Here is an 18,444-nt window from a genome sequence, read left to right on the forward strand (position 1 = left end):
ACTAAAGCGTTTAGCCATTTTTACATCTCCAAAGATTAAAATTAAACTATCTTTAGAGGGACCGATTGTCCAGTATCTTGGCTAGGATCAAAAATTGATGTTCGCATTGTCTATGGCAAAAGTGATTTGCATCCTGAAGAAATCAAATGGATTCAAAAACTGGACTATGTCCGTTTGAGTTTCTGCAAAAACCTGCATGCAAAGTGCTATCTCAATGAATCGGAATGTATTATTTCCAGTTTAAACCTCTATGAATTTAGCCAGGTCAATAACAATGAAATGGGTATTTCAGTACGTAAATATGAAGATGATGACGTCTTTAAAGATGCTTATGAAGAAGCGCAGCGTATTATTCGGATTAGCGAAGAAGTCCGGATTAGCTTAGATGAAGTTAAAGCTAATCCGAACACTGAGGATTTAGGTCAAACTGATGAAGAAGCTAATGCCTTTAGTAAATTGACCACCTCCAAACTGGCTGCCAAATATAAAATTAAAACAGCAGATTTACTTGAAAAGTTAGTGGATAAAGGCTTTTTAAAGTTGAATGACACGGGTAAACATTTTTTAACTGACCAAGGCAAATCCATCGGTGGTGAATACCTTCCAAGTCAGTACGGCGGCTATTTTTTATGGAATGAAAATACGAAGATCTGATCCCTCCATTATTCAAAAAAGAAAATTCCCCTCTCTCTTTAAGAGATGAGAAGCTCTGCTTCGTAAGAGGAGATTTAAAATTTAATCCCTCCAAACCTCCCTTTCTTACGCTTCGATATAAAGCAGTGCTTATATCTTGCTTAGGGAGGCTTTTTCCCTCTCCTTCTAGGAGAGGATTAGGGAGAGGTAAATAAAGATAAACCCTCATCCCCCGCCTTCTCCCATAGGAGAAGGAGCTAAAAGCCTTAAATCGCCACCAACTCCCGAATACCTTTCTCAGGCATTTCACTGCCCACACCTTGCGCCACAACCTGCCCACGTGCCATCACGGTATATCCATCGGCAAGTTCTTCAGCAAAGTCATAGAATTGTTCGACCAGCACAATTGCCATCTCACCGCCATCGGCAAGCTTACGAATCACACGACCAATATCTTTAATAATGGATGGCTGAATACCTTCAGTCGGTTCATCCAAAATCAGCACACGCGGTTCAGAAGCAAGTGCACGTGCAATGGCAAGCTGCTGCTGCTGCCCACCAGACAAATCTCCGCCGCGGCGGTGCTTCATTTCATCCAACACAGGGAAAATTTCATAGAGATGCTCAGGTACTTTACGTGTCTTTGCGCCTTTAAATTTCGCCATACCAATGAGGATGTTTTCCTCCACGGTTAAAGTTGAAAAAATATCTCGACCTTGGGGCACATAAGCCAAACCTGCACGGACACGTTGTTCAGGACTGAGTTTCGAAATGTCCTTGCCATCCAGCAAAATCTGTCCGGATTTAATCGGTAAAATACCCATCAGACATTTCAATAACGTGGTTTTCCCCACTCCATTGCGTCCAAGCACCACCGAACATTCACCCACAGGTGCAGTCAACGACACATCACGTAAAATATGACTGCCACCATAAAATTGATTGACGTCTTTGACTTCTAACATCACGGTCTCCTTAACGTCCTAGATACTTTTCAATGACATCTTCATTGGCCTGAACTTCTGCCAATGTGCCTTCTGCCAAAATTGCCCCTTGTGCCAATACCGTGACTTTTTCACTAATGGTGTCAATAAAACTCATGTCATGCTCGACTACTACAAGGGTATGGTTTTTCTTGAGTTCTAAACACAGCTCCGCCGTGCGTTCGGTTTCGGCATCGGTCATGCCTGCTACAGGTTCATCCAGTAAAATCAGTTTTGGACGTTGCATGAGTAGCATGCCAATTTCAAGCCATTGCTTCTGACCATGCGATAGCAAGCCAGCAGGTTTATTGACGAAATCTTGCAAACGAATTTGCGCAAGTGATTCATCCAAGGCATTTTGGGCATCCGGATCAAGCTTGCTAAAGAAACTCTTTTTCACGCGCTTGTCTTTGGGTGCAGCAAGTAATAGATTTTCCATGACTGTGAAATTTTCAAACACGGTCGGTTTTTGGAACTTACGCCCAATGCCTGCTTCAGCAATTTGCTCGGTACTCATTTTGGCTAGGTCATAGTTTTGCCCGAAAAATGCAGCGCCTTCAGTTGGACGGGTTTTTCCGGTAATCACATCCATGAGGGTGGTTTTCCCCGCCCCGTTCGGTCCAATAATGCAGCGTAATTCCCCTTCTTCGATATACAGCGATAAATCATTTAGGGCACGAAAGGCATCAAACCAGACACTGACTTTTTCTAAATACAGCGCAATGCCATGGGTAAAGTCCGCGCCTTGTTCTTTTGGGCGACCATAGCCTTCAGAAGCATGACCACCATGCGGTTGTAGGATCTCGCTCATTCGCTACGCTCCTTTTTAAAACGGTCAAACAGACCAATAATGCCTTTTGGCAGAAAGATGGTCACCACAATAAATAACGCACCCAAAATCAACAGCCATGCTTCAGGATAAGCCGAAGTAAAATAGGTTTTTACCCCGTTAATGATGCCTGCACCAATTAGTGGGCCAATCAGTGTGCCACGTCCACCCGCTGCCACCCAAACTGCCATTTCAATCGAGTTCACTGGGTTCATTTCACTTGGATTAATAATGCCTGCTTGCGGCACATACAGCGCGCCTGCAATCCCTGCAATAACCGCAGAAAGCACCCAAGCAGAGAGCTTGTACCAGAGCGTACGATAACCCAAATATTGCAGACGGTTTTCGCTGTCACGAATTGCCCCCAACACCCGACCATAGGGTTTATTCATTAAATGACGTAAACCAACAAAACAGAGCAGCAATACCAGTGCGGTGATAAAGCACAAACTCGCACGCATCGATGCAGAGGTAATGTCCATGCCTAGAATGGTTTTAAAACCGGTAAAACCATTGTTGCCACCAAAGCCGGTTTCATTGCGGAAGAATAGAAGCGCTGCTGCAAAAGTCATGGCTTGAGTAATAATCGAGAAATACACGCCCTTAATTTTCGAGCGAAAAGCAAAGAAACCAAAAATAAAGGCAATGATACCCGGTACTAAAACCACAAGTGCCAATGACCAAAGGAAGTATTCCGTACCGACCCAAAACCACGGTACTTTCGTCCAACTGAGGAAGCGCATAAAGTCAGGAATGCTATCGCCTGCAGACTGGCGCATTAAGTACATCCCAAAGGCATAACCGCCAAGGGCAAAGTACAAACCATGTCCCAGACTTAAAATCCCAGCATAGCCCCAGACCAAATCCAGAGCCAATGCCACCAGAGCCAAACACATGATTTTGCCAATCAAGGTGACCCAATAAGCAGATAAATGCAGGGTTGAATCGGCAGGTAATAAATGTAGCCATGGCAATGCCAATAAGATGGCAAAGCACACGGCTATGGCGATACCGCTACGTGGTTTATCTGAAAGTAATTGTGTAATCTTCATGTGCTTACTCCACAAAACGGCCTTTGATGGCAAACAAACCTTGTGGACGTTTCTGAATAAACAAAATCACAAGCACCAAGAGAACAATTTTTGCCAGTACCGCACCAATGCCAATTTCCAAGGCTGTACCGCTAATACCCAGACCAAGCGCTGCAAGGACTGCACCCCACACCTGACCTACACCACCGACTACTACAACCAAGAAGGCATCAATAATATAGTTTTGCCCTAAATCCGGCCCGACGTTACCGACTTGTGCCAAAGCACATCCGGCTAGTCCTGCAAGACCTGAACCTAAACCAAAGGCCATCATGTCGATACGGCTTGAACGAATACCGACTGCTCGCGCCATTTGACGGTTTTGCGTCACCGCACGTACAAACAAGCCAAAACGGGTTTTATTCAGTAGGTAAACCAACAACAAAAGCACTGCAATGGTAAAGACAATAATCGCAATACGGTTATAGGGCAGCATCAAGCTTGGAGTAATCGAGATCCCGCCTGACAGCCAGGAAATGTTAGAAACTTCGACATTTTGCGCACCAAAAGTCATGCGTACCAATTGCATCAGAATCAGGCTGACACCAAAAGTGGCAAGCAAGGTTTCAAGTTGACGACCGTATAATGGACGAATCACGGTACGTTCAATCAACATACCGATCAGTCCACTCACCAAGAATGCCGCAGGAATCGCGGCGATTAAGTACCACTCGACATAGCTACCCAAATAGCTTTTAAACAGACTTTGCACCACATAAGTAGTATAGGCGCCAATCATAATGAGCTCACCATGCGCCATATTGATGACACCGAGCAAACCATAAGTAATGGCTAAACCGAGTGCTGCAAGCAGTAAAATACTCGCAGTACTCAGCCCTGAAAATAAATGCCCAGTCCATTCACTGGCTTGAATCCGGGTTTTAATACTGCTTTTCGCTTCAAGCAAAGCCGCTTTCAGCTCAGAATGGATATTCGGCTGTGTCAGCTCATTGTCGATCATCGCCAAGACATCGGGACGATTGGAGTCTTGCAAGGCTTTCGCCGCTTGAATTTTAACTAAGACATTTGCATCTTGATAATCCAGACGCGCTTTAAGCTGGGCCAAACGGGCTTTGACTTTGTTATTTTGTTCGTTCAAATACAGGGCATTGATGTGAGCAACATTCAGCTCTGCCAAGTTGCTTTCATAAATATCAATCGCTTCTAAACGCTCGGAAGCATCTTCAGATTTGAGTTTTCTTTGTGCCAAACCAAAGTTGAGCGCTTTACGCAAGGTATTCACCAAAGTCACTTGTGATAAGTCACTCGGCCAATCTGCAACGATGCCTAGACTCGGATAGCTGAGTAATTTTTCGTCCGATTCTAAAATATAGGTTTGACCATTAGCCCCACTATAAAGCTGCTCGTTTTCAACATATTCTGCAAGCTGATCTAACTGCTCAATACTGCCCGGCCATTGCTTCAGTAAAGCACGGCGCTGGGCAAAATCACCTTGCACAAATTGCTGGATTGCATCTTGTTGTATTGCTGCAGTCAATGCAGTGCTATTTGAGGATTGTTCTGCTGATACCAGTTGCACACAAATAACCTGTACAAATACCAGAAAAATAGCGGCGATATTCACGCGAATATTCATTATATTCACCCCTATTCCATTGGAAATTTTCCGTGGAGAGTAAGAAAAAAATCAGAGGACACCTGCCACGGCTGTGGCAGGCAAAAGATAGCTGTTATTTCGGAATGTACGGGCTCCAAGGCTGTGCCTGGATGGCTTGTGGCGTTTTATAGACCACATCAAACTGTCCATCGCCACGAATCTGACCAATCATGACTGGCTTGTGTAAGTGGTGATTCGTCGCATCCATTTTTAAGGTATAGCCGGATGGGGCTTTGAATTCCTGACCTGCCATCGCTTCACGGACTTTATCGACCTCTGTAGAACCTGCTTTTTCAACGGCTTGCTTCCACATGTTAATCCCGACATAAGTTGCTTCCATTGGGTCATTGGTCACGAGCTTGTCTGCATTCGGCAGTTTGAATTCCACTGCATACTGCTTCATTTTGTTGGTAAATTCTGTATTGACCGGATTCTTCACTGACATGAAATAGTTCCATGACGCCAAATGACCGACCAATGGCTTGGTGTCAATACCACGCAGTTCTTCTTCACCCACCGAGAACGCCATGACGGGAATATCAGAGGCTTTAATGCCCTGATTACCCAATTCACGATAGAACGGCACATTCGAGTCGCCATTGATGGTCGAGATCACCGCAGTCTTTTTACCAGCTGCGAATTTTTTCACATTGCCGACAATGGTTTGATAGTTGCTATGACCAAATGGCGTGTACTCTTCCATGATGTCCGCATCAGCCACGCCTTTAGACTTTAAAAAAGCACGTAAAATCTGGTTGGTGGTACGTGGATACACATAGTCTGTACCGAGCAGAACAAAACGCTCCGCTTTACCACCCTCTTCGCTCATCAAGTATTCCACCGCAGGAATGGCTTGCTGGTTAGGCGCAGCACCGGTATAAAAAATATTTTTGGATTGTTCCTGGCCTTCGTACTGTACGGGATAGAACAATAAGCCATTCAGCTCTTCAACCACTGGTAAGACAGATTTACGTGACACCGACGTCCATGCACCGAAAATTACCGCGACTTTGTCTTGGGTAATCAGCTGACGTGCTTGCTCTGCAAACAGTGGCCAGTCAGATGCTGGATCGACCACCACAGGTTCCAGTTTTTTACCCAGTACCCCACCATTATCATTGATTTCCTTAATCGCCATTAAGGCCGTATCTTTCAGTGAGGTCTCAGAAATTGCCATCGTGCCTGACAATGAATGCAGGATCCCGACTTTAATCGTGTCGCCGCTGTCTGCGACTTTGCTTTCTGCGCCCGGGGCTTCTGCTTTTTCAGCAGATTTTGAACACCCCGTTAATGCAACAGCCCCTGCCATGGTTGCGGCTAAAATACTTTTTGAAAATAAATTGCGTTGGAACATCAGATTTTTCTCCAAACTTTATAATGGTGCATTTTTCATGCTTGTCTTGTTGTACATCTGGATGGAGTGATTCAATTTCTGTGCCAAGGCTTCAAAAAATAAAAAAATTCACTTTAACTGATCTCATTATTTGTACTATGAATCATGTATTTAGTCATACTAAAAAGACTTAAAGCCCTATTGCAATGTAGAACTCAGACTCAACTTTAAATAAGTTGCATAAAGACCAATCAAAATATGCCAAAACTAAGATAGAAGATGATGTACAAATAAAGTGCAGCACCTTGAATATTTTTTGCACTGTTTTAAAACAAAAAATCCCGCGCTTGCGGGATTTTTTACTGCTTAAATTCGATAGTTTAAACCACCAAATCTGCCAGATTACCTTTTTGCTCCAACCAGTCTTTGCGGTCACTGGCACGCTTTTTCGCCAAAAGTTTATCCAGTAACCCTGCGGTATGATGAGCATCATCCAGATCCAGTTGCACCAGACGGCGCGTGTTTGGATCAAGTGTGGTTTCACGTAACTGGCTGGCATTCATCTCGCCCAGCCCCTTGAATCGGGTAATTTGCGGATTCTTGGTTTTGCATTTTTTCAGGATGCTATTCAGCTCATCTTCATCCAAAGCGTAGTGCACATCTTTATTGTCATCGATTCGGAATAATGGTGGCATCGCTACAAATAAATGCCCTTCTTCCACCAGAGTCGGAAAATGCTTTACAAACAGTGCACACAGCAAAGTGGCAATATGCAGACCATCCGAGTCGGCATCGGCCAGAATACAGATCTTGCCATAGCGCAGCTCAGACAGGTCATCTGAACCCGGATCCACGCCAATGGCTATCGCGATGTTGTGTACTTCCTGAGACGCTAGTACTTCATCAGAAGAGACTTCCCAGGTATTCAGGATCTTGCCACGAATTGGCATGATTGCTTGGAAATTCTTGTCACGCGCCTGCTTGGCCGAACCACCGGCAGAATCCCCTTCCACAATAAATAATTCAGATTGATCGAGATCATGGCCTACACAATCCGACAGTTTCCCCGGCAAAGTTGGACCCGCAACAATTTTCTTACGCTCAACTTTTTTCGCAGCTTTTAAACGGCGACCGGCTTTAGAAATGGCCATTTCTGCCAGTTGCATGGCGATGTCAGAATTCTGGTTCAACCACAGTGCAAAGGCATCTTTGGCAATATTCTGCACAATCCCTGCTGCTTCACGGCTCGACAGACGTTCTTTGGTCTGACCCGAGAACTGCGGCTCCTGGAATTTCAGCGACAGGATATAGTTGACGCCATCCCAGACATCTTCGGCAGAGAGTTTCATATTCCGCGGCAGCAAATTACGCAGTTCACAGAACTCGCGCATCGCATCGGTGACACCTGAACGCAGACCATTCACATGGGTTCCACCTTGTGCGGTTGGAATCAGGTTGACATAAGATTCCTGGACGCTTTCACCACCTTCAACATTCCAGCAAATCGCAAATTCTGCGCTGGCGCGCTCTGCGTCACCTGTGGCGACAAAAGCCGGTGCCGGAATAATTTCACGGTCTTCCAGCTCATCCATTAAATAGTCGACTAGACCATTTTCAAATTGCCAGGTGATTTTTTCATCATTGATCTGATCAACATAGTTGATCTGTAAGCCCGCCGCCAAAACAGCTTTGGCTTTGAGATTATGTTTTAAAGCTTTGAGGGCAAATTTTGGCGAATCAAAATATTTGGCTTCAGGCCAAAATTGTACTGTAGTTCCTGATACCCGTTTCGGTGCCTTACCTGCCAGTACTTCAAGCGGTGCAACCGGTTCGCCATTTTCAAAGGCCATTTTATACAGATTGCCCTGGCGCTGAACTTCAACCTCTACTCGGGTCGAAAGCGCATTGACCACCGAAATCCCGACGCCATGCAAACCACCGGAAAACTGGTAGTTATCGGTGCTGAACTTACCGCCGGCATGCAGTTTAGTCATGATAATTTCAATACCGCTCTGGCCATATTCAGGGTGAATATCCACCGGCATACCACGGCCATTGTCTTCGACTGATAAAGAACCATCTTTATAGACCGTGACGGTAATCTTGTTGGCATGTCCTGCCAGTGCCTCATCGACAGCATTATCAATCACTTCCTGTGCCAAATGGTTGGGACGAGAAGTATCGGTATACATACCCGGACGACGACGGACCGGATCCAGACCAGATAAAACTTCAAGAGATTGAGCCGTATATTGAGACACGTTATTCGGTTTCCTTTTTTATGCAGTCCAATAAAAACTGTAAGACGAACGGAATTTTTTCCGCAAAATCCTCCATCCCGTGACTGCCATGCGCTTCAGTCATCAGTATTGCAGGGGGATGCGCAGCACTATAATAACGATGTGCTTCACGATAATCCAAAACTTCATCGCCTTGTTGCAGCAGAACCAGTATTTTGTCTGCATCTTGTGCAACAGGCAGGGCCAATTGCTGGAGTTGTACCAGATCTGCTTCATCCAGACACCATTTCGGATGAACCTGATAAGGCAGTTGCTCATCAAATAGTTCACGAAACAGTTGCCATGGTCGCATTGCCGGATTGATCAGTACAGCAGGCACAGCATGCTGTGCGACCAGATGTGTCGCATAAAATCCGCCGAGACTGCTGCCCAGTAACGCCACATCATGCATCGATTCAATCAGGCCAGAAACATACGCAATGGCAGCGTTCGGTGACATGTTTAAATCGGGTAAATGTACCTGAATTTCAGGATACTTTGCACAGTAATGTTGCAGCAATTTCCCCTTGATCGAGTTCGAATTACTCTTAAAACCATGCAAATAAATGATATTCATGAACTACCAACAAAAAACCCATCAATCATCAAAATTTAATTTAAATAATGTGAAGTACACTACGTTATAAGACCAGTTAATTGCTTAAATTGTCTGACAAAAAAGCCCAAAATCTTTTCTCATTCTCGTTATTTTAAGCTGAGGCCCTCAAAATCCGGAAACTCAACAAGAAAAAGAATTTATACCGCGAAGTTCTTTAAAAAGAAAGATGGCACCACATGCGGCTCATTGAAAGGACAGGATCAGATGCCAAGTTTGACACCGTTACATGAAACCTATTGTCGATGGGACCGAACCCCGCCGAGTCAGGCCGATGTACTGGAAGGTCTGGCGCAGCTGGTGACGATGCGCTTTAACGATGTGATCCAGGAGCTGATCAAGAGTATTCAACGCAAAATTTTAATGAGTATTTTCGGTTTAAGTGAAAATAATTCTGAAAAAATTCAGAATATTCCGTCGATTGTGCGGCTCTATCAAATGTCTTATGACATGCTGTTTCATTACGGCAATACCCTGATTGCCCCTGCTTTGCGCCAGATTATTGAACGCTTTCCTAAACTGCATAATAAACCGCTGACACCTTCCTTGCATTTTCTGGTCAGTGTCTTAAATGGCATTATCGGGGATTATCTGCTGAAATATCAAAACCCTCTAGCCCTGCCGATGGTGATCTATGACCATTATGGCTCGCTGCAAAAAGGTGAGCTAAGCGGTCGTATTACTTTGTTTGTACATGGCTTATGCATGAACCATTTAGACTGGTCAAATCGCAAATATGAAGGCATTGGGGCAAAATTACTGGCGCAGCGCGACCGCAATACCATGCTCTACCTGAATTACAATACTGGACGCCGGATTTCTGCCAATGGTCGCAGTCTGGCGAATACCTTACAGGATCTGGTTGTTCGCAATCCTAGAATTACCAGTATTGACCTGATCGGCCATAGCATGGGTGGACTGGTGTCACGCAGCGCACTGTTCTATGGCAAGCAGAATGTGTATAGCTGGGTCAACATGGTGGAGAATCTGGTCTGTCTGGGTTCACCGCATCATGGTGCGGTACTGGAACGTTTTGGTTTTAGCTTGCAGGACAAACTCGGACATTTTCCACTGATCCGGTTGCTTGGCCATCTGGTCAATATTCGCAGTAACGGTATTCTGGATTTACGCCATGGCAGCGTCCGGGATGATGACTGGGAGCATAATCCGCTACGGATCGGCTTTATGGATGATCACCGTAAACCTGCCCCGATTCCCTCTCATATCGACACCTATCTGGTCGCCGGCACCATCGAGTTTGAAAACCGCAAGAACAAGACCCTGCATGTGATTGGTGATTATCTGGTGAGTATTAAAAGTGCTTTGGGCGAGCATCCCAATCCGCGTTTCCAGCTCAAAGTCCCGGATGCACACAAGGCGATTTTTTATGGCCTGAACCATTTTGAAATTCAATATCATCCACTGGTGGCGGAACAGGTGGCGCGCTGGTTCTATCCAAGTGTAGAAGATGAGGCCTTTGATCAGATTCGTGAATATATGACGGATCTGGACAGTCTGGAAGGTATTGCCCTGACTTAACTCTCCGTACATTAAAAAGCCCTCCATTGAGGGCTTTTTAATAGGAACTTGATTAGTATTTATCTCTGAGTCGTTTCACTGGTGCGGTTTTATATTTACGCAGCAGTTGCCATAGACTGACCAGCAATAAAATACTGAAGAAGATCAGCGACCAGACCGGTAAAGACTGCCCCAGAAAAGCCCAGTCAATGGTGGCACACTCACCAGAACCATTCAGTACCTGTTGCAGTACAGACTGCATCGGCAGGGTTTCCAGCCAGTATTCCAGACCGGGACCACAGCTCGGCACCTGATCCGGTGGCAGGTTCTGTAGCCAGACATGACGCGCAGCCACACCCACAGACCACAAAATACTAAGCGAACCCAGCAAAGCATATAGCCGCTTCATGAGATTGGATGCAGGATTATGCAGGAATGCGATCAGTGAGATGATCCCGAGTCCGATTAATCCGACACGCTGAAACACACAGAGCGGACAAGGCGCCAGACCTTGTACATGCTCAAGATATAAGGCAAATGCCATGCCGATGACAGCAGCCAGAAACAACATACCACTCACGAAGCGATAACCCCATTGCATGGTGAATCCTCTTATTTTTTTATCGATATTGGGCTAAATAATCAGCAAAACTGACGCTGCTATCTTGCTCGAGTTGCTGTTGCTGCTGCAATGACTTTTGTGACATTTCTTCAAAATAAGCCAGGGTTTCCGGGCTGAGCTGATGTTCTTCATAGACACTGCTATGCTGTTGGGCCAGATGTTGGCCAAAATGCCACATACCGCCCTGCTCACGTGTATCCCCGACCACCAGAGCAGACAAGGTGGCATCGACTTCATCGACCCGGATCATCATGGTTTTTAAAGCATCAGTATATAGAGTACTGTCGTAGGCTGAATTTAACAGCTTGGCCAGGGGATGCATACGCTGCAAATGCATGGCACACCAATCTTCAATCGGATAAGACTGGCCATTTTCCATAATTGCCGCATTTGGCGCACGGCCGCGGTTCACTACTTCAGCCTGATTCTGTTCAATAATATCCTGTTCATTGCTGAGGAGCGCCGGACTGTCCTGCAATAAACAGTACAAGGCTACGACTTCGAGGAAGCCGGCCGTATCTTCATTAATGCCAATCGGGCTGTATGGATTGACATCGACTGCACGCAGCTCGACATAGGCAATCCCACGATTTTCCAGTGCCTGTGACGGCGTTTCACCTGCAAGCGGTACCTGTTTCGGGCGCACTAAGCTGTAATATTCATTTTCGATTTGCAGCACATGATCATTGATCTGGATCGGCTGGCCATTGGCATCATCTAATCCCAAACGACTAAACGGTTTATAGGGCGTTTTGACCGCTTTTTGCAGTCCGTCCAGATAGTCCTGCAAATTATTGTAGTGAATACCGAGCTGTTTCTGTGCAGAGTTTTGATAACCAAAACGTCCCATACGTAGCGCAGTCGCATAAGGCGAATACAAGGTGCCTTTGACCAATGGCAGCAAGAAATGATCACGGCCAGTCATAAAGCACTGGCAGACCGCCGGACTGGCCCCGATCAGGAACATCACCAGTGGGGTCAGACGAATAAAGTTACGGATCAGGCCCATATAGCGATGACTGCGATAATCCTGCAAGCTCAATGCTTGCAGCGCCTCGTCCTGTTCCTGCTGTTGCAAGGCCTCGAACAGATGATCCGGGAAAGACAGGTTGTAATGCACACCTGAAATCGTCTGCATACGGCGGCCATAACGCACACCTAGACCATGACGATACAAGGTTTTAAATAAACCGATATTCGAGCTGCCATACTGTGCCAGCGGAATACTGTCATCGCGGCTGTCCAGCATACACGGCATCGACAAAGGCCAGAGCTTTTCATCATTTTCCAGATGGCGATGTACAATTGCATGAATATCGCTGAGATAGTCCAGCGCCTTTTTAATACTGTCTTGTGGCGGAGTAATAAACTCCATCAATGCTTCAGAATAGTCCGTGGTGATATGTGGATGAGTCAAGGCTGAACCCAAGGCACGAGGATGCGCTGCCTGTGACAGGAAACCATCACTTTGCATACGTAAGCTTTCACGCTCGATACCACGCAGCATGCCTTTGATGAGTGACGACTCGACCCAGGTCGGTAACACATTTTGGGAAGTCGATTCAGGTTGACTCATTACAATCTCGCTTAAGGGGGCTAAATTATTAAATTAAAATCATCGGTTTAATCAGTATAACGTGATTTCGTGCCGGCACATGACAGGCTGCCTAGTTTTCAGGCAAACTATTGATTTTTAATTTGGCAAATTTTTAACACAAACTTCCTCTATAAGACATGGAAAATTTGTGATTTTATTAACAAATAGATGCTAATGAATTGTAAATATTATGAATTATCAAGATATTTTAGACTTCTGGTTTCATGCGGACAGCCAGCCCTTATGGTTTAGCCAAAGTCATGAATTCGACCAAAGTATTGCGCAGCAGTTCATGAGCACCCATCAGCAGGCAGCCCGGGCTGAACTTTGGGGCTGGCGTAAAACAGCAGAAGGTCGGCTGGCCGAAATTATTGTGCTAGATCAATTTTCACGAAATTTATTCCGTGATTCTCCCCAAGCTTTTGCCCAAGACAGTCTGGCACTGGCCTTGGCTCAGGAAACCATCAGCCTGAATCTAGATCAACAGCTCAGTCCGGAACAGCGTGCCTTTCTGTATATGCCATTTATGCACAGCGAATCCAAACTGATTCATGAATTCGCGTTAAAATTATTTCAGCGTCTGGGCAATCCGACCAATTTGGAATTCGAGAAAAAGCACAAAGTTATTATTGACCGCTTTGGACGTTACCCGCACCGGAACCAGATTCTGGGTCGTGACTCGACCGATGAAGAACTTACTTTCCTGACCCAGCCCGATAGCAGTTTTTAAGATTTTTTAAGACCGGCTGTCTGGACTGGATCATTGCATCAGGAGATCGAACATGAAAAACATGCTACTGGGATTGAGTATGATTGCTGCCATCAGCCTGACCGGCTGTGCAACCACACCTTCAAAGCCCTTAACATTTGATCAGTTAGGTCGCTACAGTACCACTCCTCTTAACAGTAACACTTACCGTATCAGCTTTCAGGCCCGCCCTAACATGAGTTTTGGCACCGCTGAGGAAATTACTCTGGTCAAAGCCGCCCAGACCACCGTACAAAATGGCTTTCAGTTCTTCAGAGTACTGAATGATCCAAGTAACCGCACCCAGCAACCTCCACGTCAGGCCATCGTCTATCCGGCGCCAAGCTATTATCCTTATGGGTATTACCGCCGATATCCAGGGTTTTGGCCAGACCCGTTCTATGACCGTCCTTATACCGTGACCCTCGATCCTGCACAGGTAGCCTATACCATTGAATGCTTCAAGGCCAATCAGGCACCTCAGGATGCTTTTGATGCCCGCTTGATTTTACAGTCACTTGGGGCTAAATATGGTTTAAGTCCATCCGGTGCAGTGCTGCAACCGCAACCGGCCAATCCCTCCTGACAGGATGATCTATGCAGACAGAGCGTATCTCCCCGAGCTTACAACGCAGTAAACGTTTCGCGACCATCGCCCTGGTGGTCGCCGTACTGATCTGGTTGGCATTGATGGTTGCAGCCAAACTGCTACCCGAATATGTCTGGCTCATTCATATTCTGATGCTCTCGGCAGAAGCGGGTGTGGTCGGTGGTCTGGCGGACTGGTATGCGATTACCGTACTGTTTCGTAACCCTTTTGGCAGATTGCCCATTCCCAAGTTTTTACGTGACCATACCGAAATCATTCCACGTAACAAGGCCCGTATTGCAGAGTCGATGGGCCGTTTTGTGCAGGAAAATTTTCTTTCTCCGCAAATTGTACAGCGCAGTCTGGACAGTATCGACCTGAGTCTGGCTGCAGGACGCTGGCTGGCTAATCCACAAAACAATGCCCAAGTGACTCAGGTCATTCAGCAGACGGTGCCTAAAATCTTTGAATTTGTGGGACAGGAACAGATTGCCGGATTTATCCAGAGCAACAGCGTGCAATGGGTCAAAAATACCCAGATCAATACCCTGGCCAGCGAAATGCTGCATGCCGTTCTGGACAATGATTTCCATCAGGATGTACTACAGCGCGGACTGGATGTGGTGCATGCCTGGATGACCTCACATCCTGAACAAACCCGCGAGCTGACCCGTAACCTGTTTAAGGAAATGGGTGTGTGGAAACTGGCCAAAGGCGCCAGCTGGATCGGGATTGACGTGCAGCAACGCAGTATTGATTCCGTGATCGGGCGGGTTGAAGCCATGTTGGCCGATCCAGATCATCCATGGCGACTTAAAATTGAGAACATGGGACATAGCTGGATGTTGCAGCTGGCGGATAATGACAGTGAAGCCAGCCAGCGTCTGAATGAAACCAAAGATGCCTTACTGGATAGTCCACAAGTGCTGAATTTTATCAGCGGTGCGGTGGTGATTTTATGTGATGCGATCAAGGCAGACTTGCAAAAACCGGATTCGGGTATTGCGGAAAATCTCAGAATTGCCATTCAACAGGTCGGAGAAAATATCATTTCGAATGCCTCGGTACGTGAGCTGCTGAATAAACGTCTGAGCTCTATCGCGGTTGACCTGAGTGACCAGTACAGTGAAAAAGTGATTCGCTTTATCAGCGAGCGCATTCACGAATGGGATTCAAGCGAGATGATCGACAAGATTGAAAATGAAGTCGGCGGTGACCTGCATATGATCCGGGTCAATGGTGTCGTGGTCGGTGCCTGTATCGGTCTGGTGCTCGGGATTATCCGGGCGGCGGTAGAGCATTTAATTTAAAGCTGATGAAGCTATTTCCTCTTACAGCCCAGCTTTTAAATCGTCAGAGAGCTGCCCCCACCCGATTAAATTTAAAAATGATCACTTGGGTGGCTGAGGTCCGGACATATCGACCAATAGCCCAGTGAATTTGCGTACGAACGGCAATAAGGTCACCACAATCGGAAAAGCAATCGCCCAGGAAATCATCCAGTTATGAAACCAGAGTGCCATAAATCCATCAATCCAACCAAGATTGCGCAGCATATTGATCATGGAAATGATGCCACTCATCAGGCAGGACAGGATAAAAGGCACAATAATCAATGCCCATTTTGCAGGGAGTTTAGGAATATGACCGATAATGGTCGGACGTTGTGATGCAGCCACGACATGCTCTTTTTACTGTTTTCAGATGACTAATATAAGCCAAATTCTGTACAGTGAAGCATTGTTTTTTTCATCTGAAATGTTGAGCTAAAAACTGGTTTTATTTTCACGGGATTAATCCGTTGATTTTCCCTTTCTTTAGTCAAAAACTTCTAACGAAGTGATCCTCTACTTTTTATTCCCTAGAAATGCTTTTACCTAAACAGCCTGAAATTTGCTATATTTGCTGTTTTTCTGCGATCTCTATTTTCGACTGATTATGAATACGGCAATACAAGCAGCTCTCGATCATGCAGTGCACACTTTACAGGCACAAGGCGTACTCCCATCTGACTGGAACAATACAAGTAATTTGACGCGTACCAAAGACCGAAGCCATGGTGACTTTGCGTCGAATATTGCCATGATCGCGTCGAAAGCTGCGGGTATGAAGCCACGTGATTTAGCGGAAAAAATTCTTGCTGCCCTGCCTGAAGTGGCGGATATCAGCAAGGCAGAAATTGCCGGTCCTGGTTTTATTAACTTCTTCCTGAATGCCGACCAGCGCTTTGCAGTCCTCGATCAGATTCAGGCACAACAGGCGACTTATGGTCGTACCCAGGTCAATGCGGATAAACGCATTCAGGTTGAATTCGTGTCTGCCAACCCGACCTCTAGCCTGCACGTAGGTCATGGTCGTGGCGCCGCTTATGGTATGACGGTTGCGAACTTGCTTGAAGCGACTGGTGCCAAAGTCGACCGCGAATACTATGTCAATGATGCTGGCCGTCAAATGGACATTCTGGCGACTTCGACTTATCTGCGCTACTTAGAGTTAACGGGTCAGGAACTGGTATTCCCAAAAAATGCCTACCAAGGCGACTACGTAAAAGAAATCGCACAAAGCATTATTGACCAGGATGGCGATGCTTATGTCCGTCCTGTGGCTGACGTGTATAAAGACGTGCCTGAAGATGTACAGTTTGCAGCTGAGTTAGATGCAGATGGTAATAAAGTCGTATTGTCTGGCGATAAAGAAAAACACATCGATGGTTTGATCTTTAACTCACAAGGGTTAATTGGCACAGGCTACCGCGTATTCTTGCAAGCCGCGCTTAAAGCGATTCTGGATGATATTAAAGATGACCTGGGCGAGTTTGGTGTAACCTTCAATCAATGGTTCAGCGAAGAATCATTGACAGACAAAATTGAAGAAGCCTTACAGACCTTAGATCAGCGTGGTTTCCTGTATGAACTGGATGGCAACATCTGGTTTAAATCCACTGCATTCGGCGATGAAAAAGACCGTGTGGTGAAACGCCGTAATGGCCAGACCACTTACTTCGCGTCTGACATCGCTTACCACCTGAACAAGTTACAGCGTGGCTATACCGATATTATTGATATCTGGGGTTCAGATCACCACGGTTATATCGCACGTGTAAAAGCGGCCATTGATGCGCTAGGCTATGACTCGAAGAAATTAACGGTTCTTCTGGTTCAGTTCGTAAGTCTTTGGCGTGGCGGCGAAATGGTACAAATGTCATCCCGTTCAGGCCAGTTTGTGACCTTGCGTGATCTGCGTAAAGAAGTCGGCAATGATGCTGCACGTTTTTACTACGTAATGCGTAAGTCTGAACAGCACATTGATTTTGACCTGGATCTTGCTGTGTCACAAAGCAAGGACAACGCCGTGTATTACATCCAGTATGCACATGCCCGTATCTGTCGTATGTTAGAAAAAGCAGCTTCTACCAATGTCAACTTTGATGCTATAGCAGCACGTAATTTGGCGGCCAAGCTTGAACTTGATGCTGAAACTGAAATCCTGGCCAAGCTGGCTGCCTACCCAGAAATTCTGGTACGTGCTGCAAACAGCTATGAGCCGCATCAAATCGGTAACTACCTAAAAGAACTGGCAGCATTATTCCACGGCTGGTACAACGACAATAAAGTACTCGGTGATGATGCTGAATTGACCCAAGCACGCTTATTGTTATCAGTGAACGTGCGTCAGGTACTGCGTAACGGTCTGGAACTGCTTGGCGTATCAGCTCCTGAGAGCATGTAAGCAAAACACTGTTTTGCATGCTCGCAAGACGAGAGCTATGCTCGAAGTGAGCATGCAAACAACTTGGCATGTTTAGAGTTTAGCTTGAGAACATGCCACGTATTGCCATTTATCTTCTGAGCAGACATTTTGTAACTTTAGCTATGTGCTTGAAGATACAGATAAATTAAAATTCTGTGTGATTTGTGATCTAGAGGATGACTTTTGTATCCTGATCACATAGGATGAAGTGATAGTAAGGGCATAACTGCTGTTATGC

At 45.9% G+C, this 18,444-nt stretch carries 15 protein-coding genes and 1 pseudogene; 6 read left to right on the forward strand and 10 right to left on the reverse strand.

Going from position 1 to position 18,444, the window contains the following annotated elements:
- Positions 1-90: 90 nt before the first annotated feature.
- A pseudogene (locus NI464_RS09680) lies at positions 91-654 on the forward strand (phospholipase D-like domain-containing protein); the annotation flags it as partial.
- Positions 655-899: 245 nt separating this feature from the next.
- On the opposite strand, the gene urtE reads toward NI464_RS09680, so the two are convergent.
- The 7 genes from urtE to NI464_RS09715 all read right to left on the reverse strand — a co-directional run bounded on the left by urtE (position 900) and on the right by NI464_RS09715 (position 9,343).
- On the reverse strand, positions 900-1,598 hold the full coding sequence (gene urtE, locus NI464_RS09685) for an urea ABC transporter ATP-binding subunit UrtE (RefSeq protein ID WP_004729117.1): 699 nt from the start codon (positions 1,596-1,598) through the stop codon (positions 900-902).
- Positions 1,599-1,608: 10 nt separating this feature from the next.
- The gene (urtD, locus tag NI464_RS09690; RefSeq protein ID WP_253138256.1) at positions 1,609-2,427 is read right to left on the reverse strand and encodes an urea ABC transporter ATP-binding protein UrtD; all 819 of its coding nucleotides are present in this window, start codon (positions 2,425-2,427) and stop codon (positions 1,609-1,611) included.
- Entirely contained in the window at positions 2,424-3,497 is a 1,074-nt protein-coding gene (gene urtC, locus NI464_RS09695) for an urea ABC transporter permease subunit UrtC (RefSeq protein WP_004729114.1), read from the reverse strand. The genes urtD and urtC overlap by 4 nt, the downstream gene beginning before the upstream one ends.
- A gap of 4 nt (positions 3,498-3,501) precedes the next feature.
- The gene (gene urtB / locus NI464_RS09700) at positions 3,502-5,133 is read right to left on the reverse strand and encodes an urea ABC transporter permease subunit UrtB (protein WP_004729112.1); all 1,632 of its coding nucleotides are present in this window, start codon (positions 5,131-5,133) and stop codon (positions 3,502-3,504) included.
- A 94-nt stretch (positions 5,134-5,227) separates the two neighbouring features.
- Positions 5,228-6,508, reverse strand: a complete 1,281-nt coding sequence (urtA, locus tag NI464_RS09705) for an urea ABC transporter substrate-binding protein (protein WP_004729110.1) — start codon at positions 6,506-6,508, stop codon at positions 5,228-5,230.
- 359 nt (positions 6,509-6,867) lie between these two features.
- Positions 6,868-8,748, reverse strand: coding sequence for a DNA topoisomerase IV subunit B (gene parE, locus NI464_RS09710; protein WP_004729108.1), 1,881 nt, complete (start codon positions 8,746-8,748; stop codon positions 6,868-6,870).
- Position 8,749: 1 nt separating this feature from the next.
- A complete protein-coding gene (locus NI464_RS09715; RefSeq protein ID WP_224216507.1) occupies positions 8,750-9,343 on the reverse strand; it encodes a YqiA/YcfP family alpha/beta fold hydrolase in 594 nt (197 codons plus the stop codon).
- Between the two features lie 246 nt (positions 9,344-9,589).
- Between NI464_RS09715 and NI464_RS09720 the strand changes: the two genes are divergently transcribed.
- Entirely contained in the window at positions 9,590-10,921 is a 1,332-nt protein-coding gene (locus NI464_RS09720) for a GPI inositol-deacylase (protein ID WP_253138257.1), read from the forward strand.
- A gap of 52 nt (positions 10,922-10,973) precedes the next feature.
- Here the strand turns inward: NI464_RS09720 and NI464_RS09725 are convergent, their stop codons facing one another.
- Both NI464_RS09725 and gshA read right to left on the reverse strand, forming a co-directional pair.
- Positions 10,974-11,501 (reverse strand): disulfide bond formation protein B, encoded by a 528-nt coding sequence (locus NI464_RS09725; RefSeq protein WP_005108174.1) that lies wholly within the window; start codon positions 11,499-11,501, stop codon positions 10,974-10,976.
- Positions 11,502-11,520: 19 nt separating this feature from the next.
- On the reverse strand, positions 11,521-13,098 hold the full coding sequence (gene gshA, locus NI464_RS09730; protein ID WP_253138258.1) for a glutamate--cysteine ligase: 1,578 nt from the start codon (positions 13,096-13,098) through the stop codon (positions 11,521-11,523).
- Between the two features lie 211 nt (positions 13,099-13,309).
- On the opposite strand from gshA, the gene NI464_RS09735 reads away from it, so the two are divergent.
- From NI464_RS09735 to NI464_RS09745, 3 genes are read left to right on the forward strand one after another with little or no spacing between them, the layout of a single operon-like run.
- A complete protein-coding gene (locus NI464_RS09735; RefSeq protein ID WP_253138259.1) occupies positions 13,310-13,849 on the forward strand; it encodes a DUF924 family protein in 540 nt (179 codons plus the stop codon).
- A gap of 52 nt (positions 13,850-13,901) precedes the next feature.
- Entirely contained in the window at positions 13,902-14,453 is a 552-nt protein-coding gene (locus NI464_RS09740; RefSeq protein ID WP_253138260.1) for a CC0125/CC1285 family lipoprotein, read from the forward strand.
- Positions 14,454-14,464: 11 nt separating this feature from the next.
- Positions 14,465-15,766 carry a DUF445 domain-containing protein gene (locus NI464_RS09745; protein ID WP_253138261.1) on the forward strand — a complete coding sequence of 434 codons (1,302 nt, stop codon included), beginning with the start codon at positions 14,465-14,467 and terminating at the stop codon, positions 15,764-15,766.
- Between the two features lie 81 nt (positions 15,767-15,847).
- Here the strand turns inward: NI464_RS09745 and NI464_RS09750 are convergent, their stop codons facing one another.
- Positions 15,848-16,135 carry a DUF2798 domain-containing protein gene (locus NI464_RS09750; protein ID WP_004647201.1) on the reverse strand — a complete coding sequence of 96 codons (288 nt, stop codon included), beginning with the start codon at positions 16,133-16,135 and terminating at the stop codon, positions 15,848-15,850.
- A 259-nt stretch (positions 16,136-16,394) separates the two neighbouring features.
- Between NI464_RS09750 and argS the strand changes: the two genes are divergently transcribed.
- Positions 16,395-18,185 (forward strand): arginine--tRNA ligase, encoded by a 1,791-nt coding sequence (gene argS / locus NI464_RS09755; RefSeq protein WP_253138262.1) that lies wholly within the window; start codon positions 16,395-16,397, stop codon positions 18,183-18,185.
- Positions 18,186-18,444: the final 259 nt, after the last annotated feature.

This window comes from Acinetobacter lwoffii (assembly GCF_024129685.1).
GTDB classification, from domain to species: domain Bacteria; phylum Pseudomonadota; class Gammaproteobacteria; order Pseudomonadales; family Moraxellaceae; genus Acinetobacter; species Acinetobacter lwoffii_X.

Bases quoted from the DNA above. Each gene is read 5' to 3' on its own strand.
- urtD (WP_253138256.1), bottom strand. From the start codon at position 2,427: ATGAGCGAGATCCTACAACCGCATGGTGGTCATGCTTCTGAAGGCTAT.
- argS (WP_253138262.1), top strand. From the start codon at position 16,395: ATGAATACGGCAATACAAGCAGCTCTCGATCATGCAGTGCACACTTTA.
- gshA (WP_253138258.1), bottom strand. From the start codon at position 13,098: ATGAGTCAACCTGAATCGACTTCCCAAAATGTGTTACCGACCTGGGTC.
- NI464_RS09720 (WP_253138257.1), top strand. From the start codon at position 9,590: ATGCCAAGTTTGACACCGTTACATGAAACCTATTGTCGATGGGACCGA.
- urtC (WP_004729114.1), bottom strand. From the start codon at position 3,497: ATGAAGATTACACAATTACTTTCAGATAAACCACGTAGCGGTATCGCC.
- NI464_RS09725 (WP_005108174.1), bottom strand. From the start codon at position 11,501: ATGCAATGGGGTTATCGCTTCGTGAGTGGTATGTTGTTTCTGGCTGCT.
- NI464_RS09745 (WP_253138261.1), top strand. From the start codon at position 14,465: ATGCAGACAGAGCGTATCTCCCCGAGCTTACAACGCAGTAAACGTTTC.
- NI464_RS09735 (WP_253138259.1), top strand. From the start codon at position 13,310: ATGAATTATCAAGATATTTTAGACTTCTGGTTTCATGCGGACAGCCAG.
- NI464_RS09740 (WP_253138260.1), top strand. From the start codon at position 13,902: ATGAAAAACATGCTACTGGGATTGAGTATGATTGCTGCCATCAGCCTG.
- urtE (WP_004729117.1), bottom strand. From the start codon at position 1,598: ATGTTAGAAGTCAAAGACGTCAATCAATTTTATGGTGGCAGTCATATT.
- urtA (WP_004729110.1), bottom strand. From the start codon at position 6,508: ATGTTCCAACGCAATTTATTTTCAAAAAGTATTTTAGCCGCAACCATG.
- urtB (WP_004729112.1), bottom strand. From the start codon at position 5,133: ATGAATATTCGCGTGAATATCGCCGCTATTTTTCTGGTATTTGTACAG.
- NI464_RS09715 (WP_224216507.1), bottom strand. From the start codon at position 9,343: ATGAATATCATTTATTTGCATGGTTTTAAGAGTAATTCGAACTCGATC.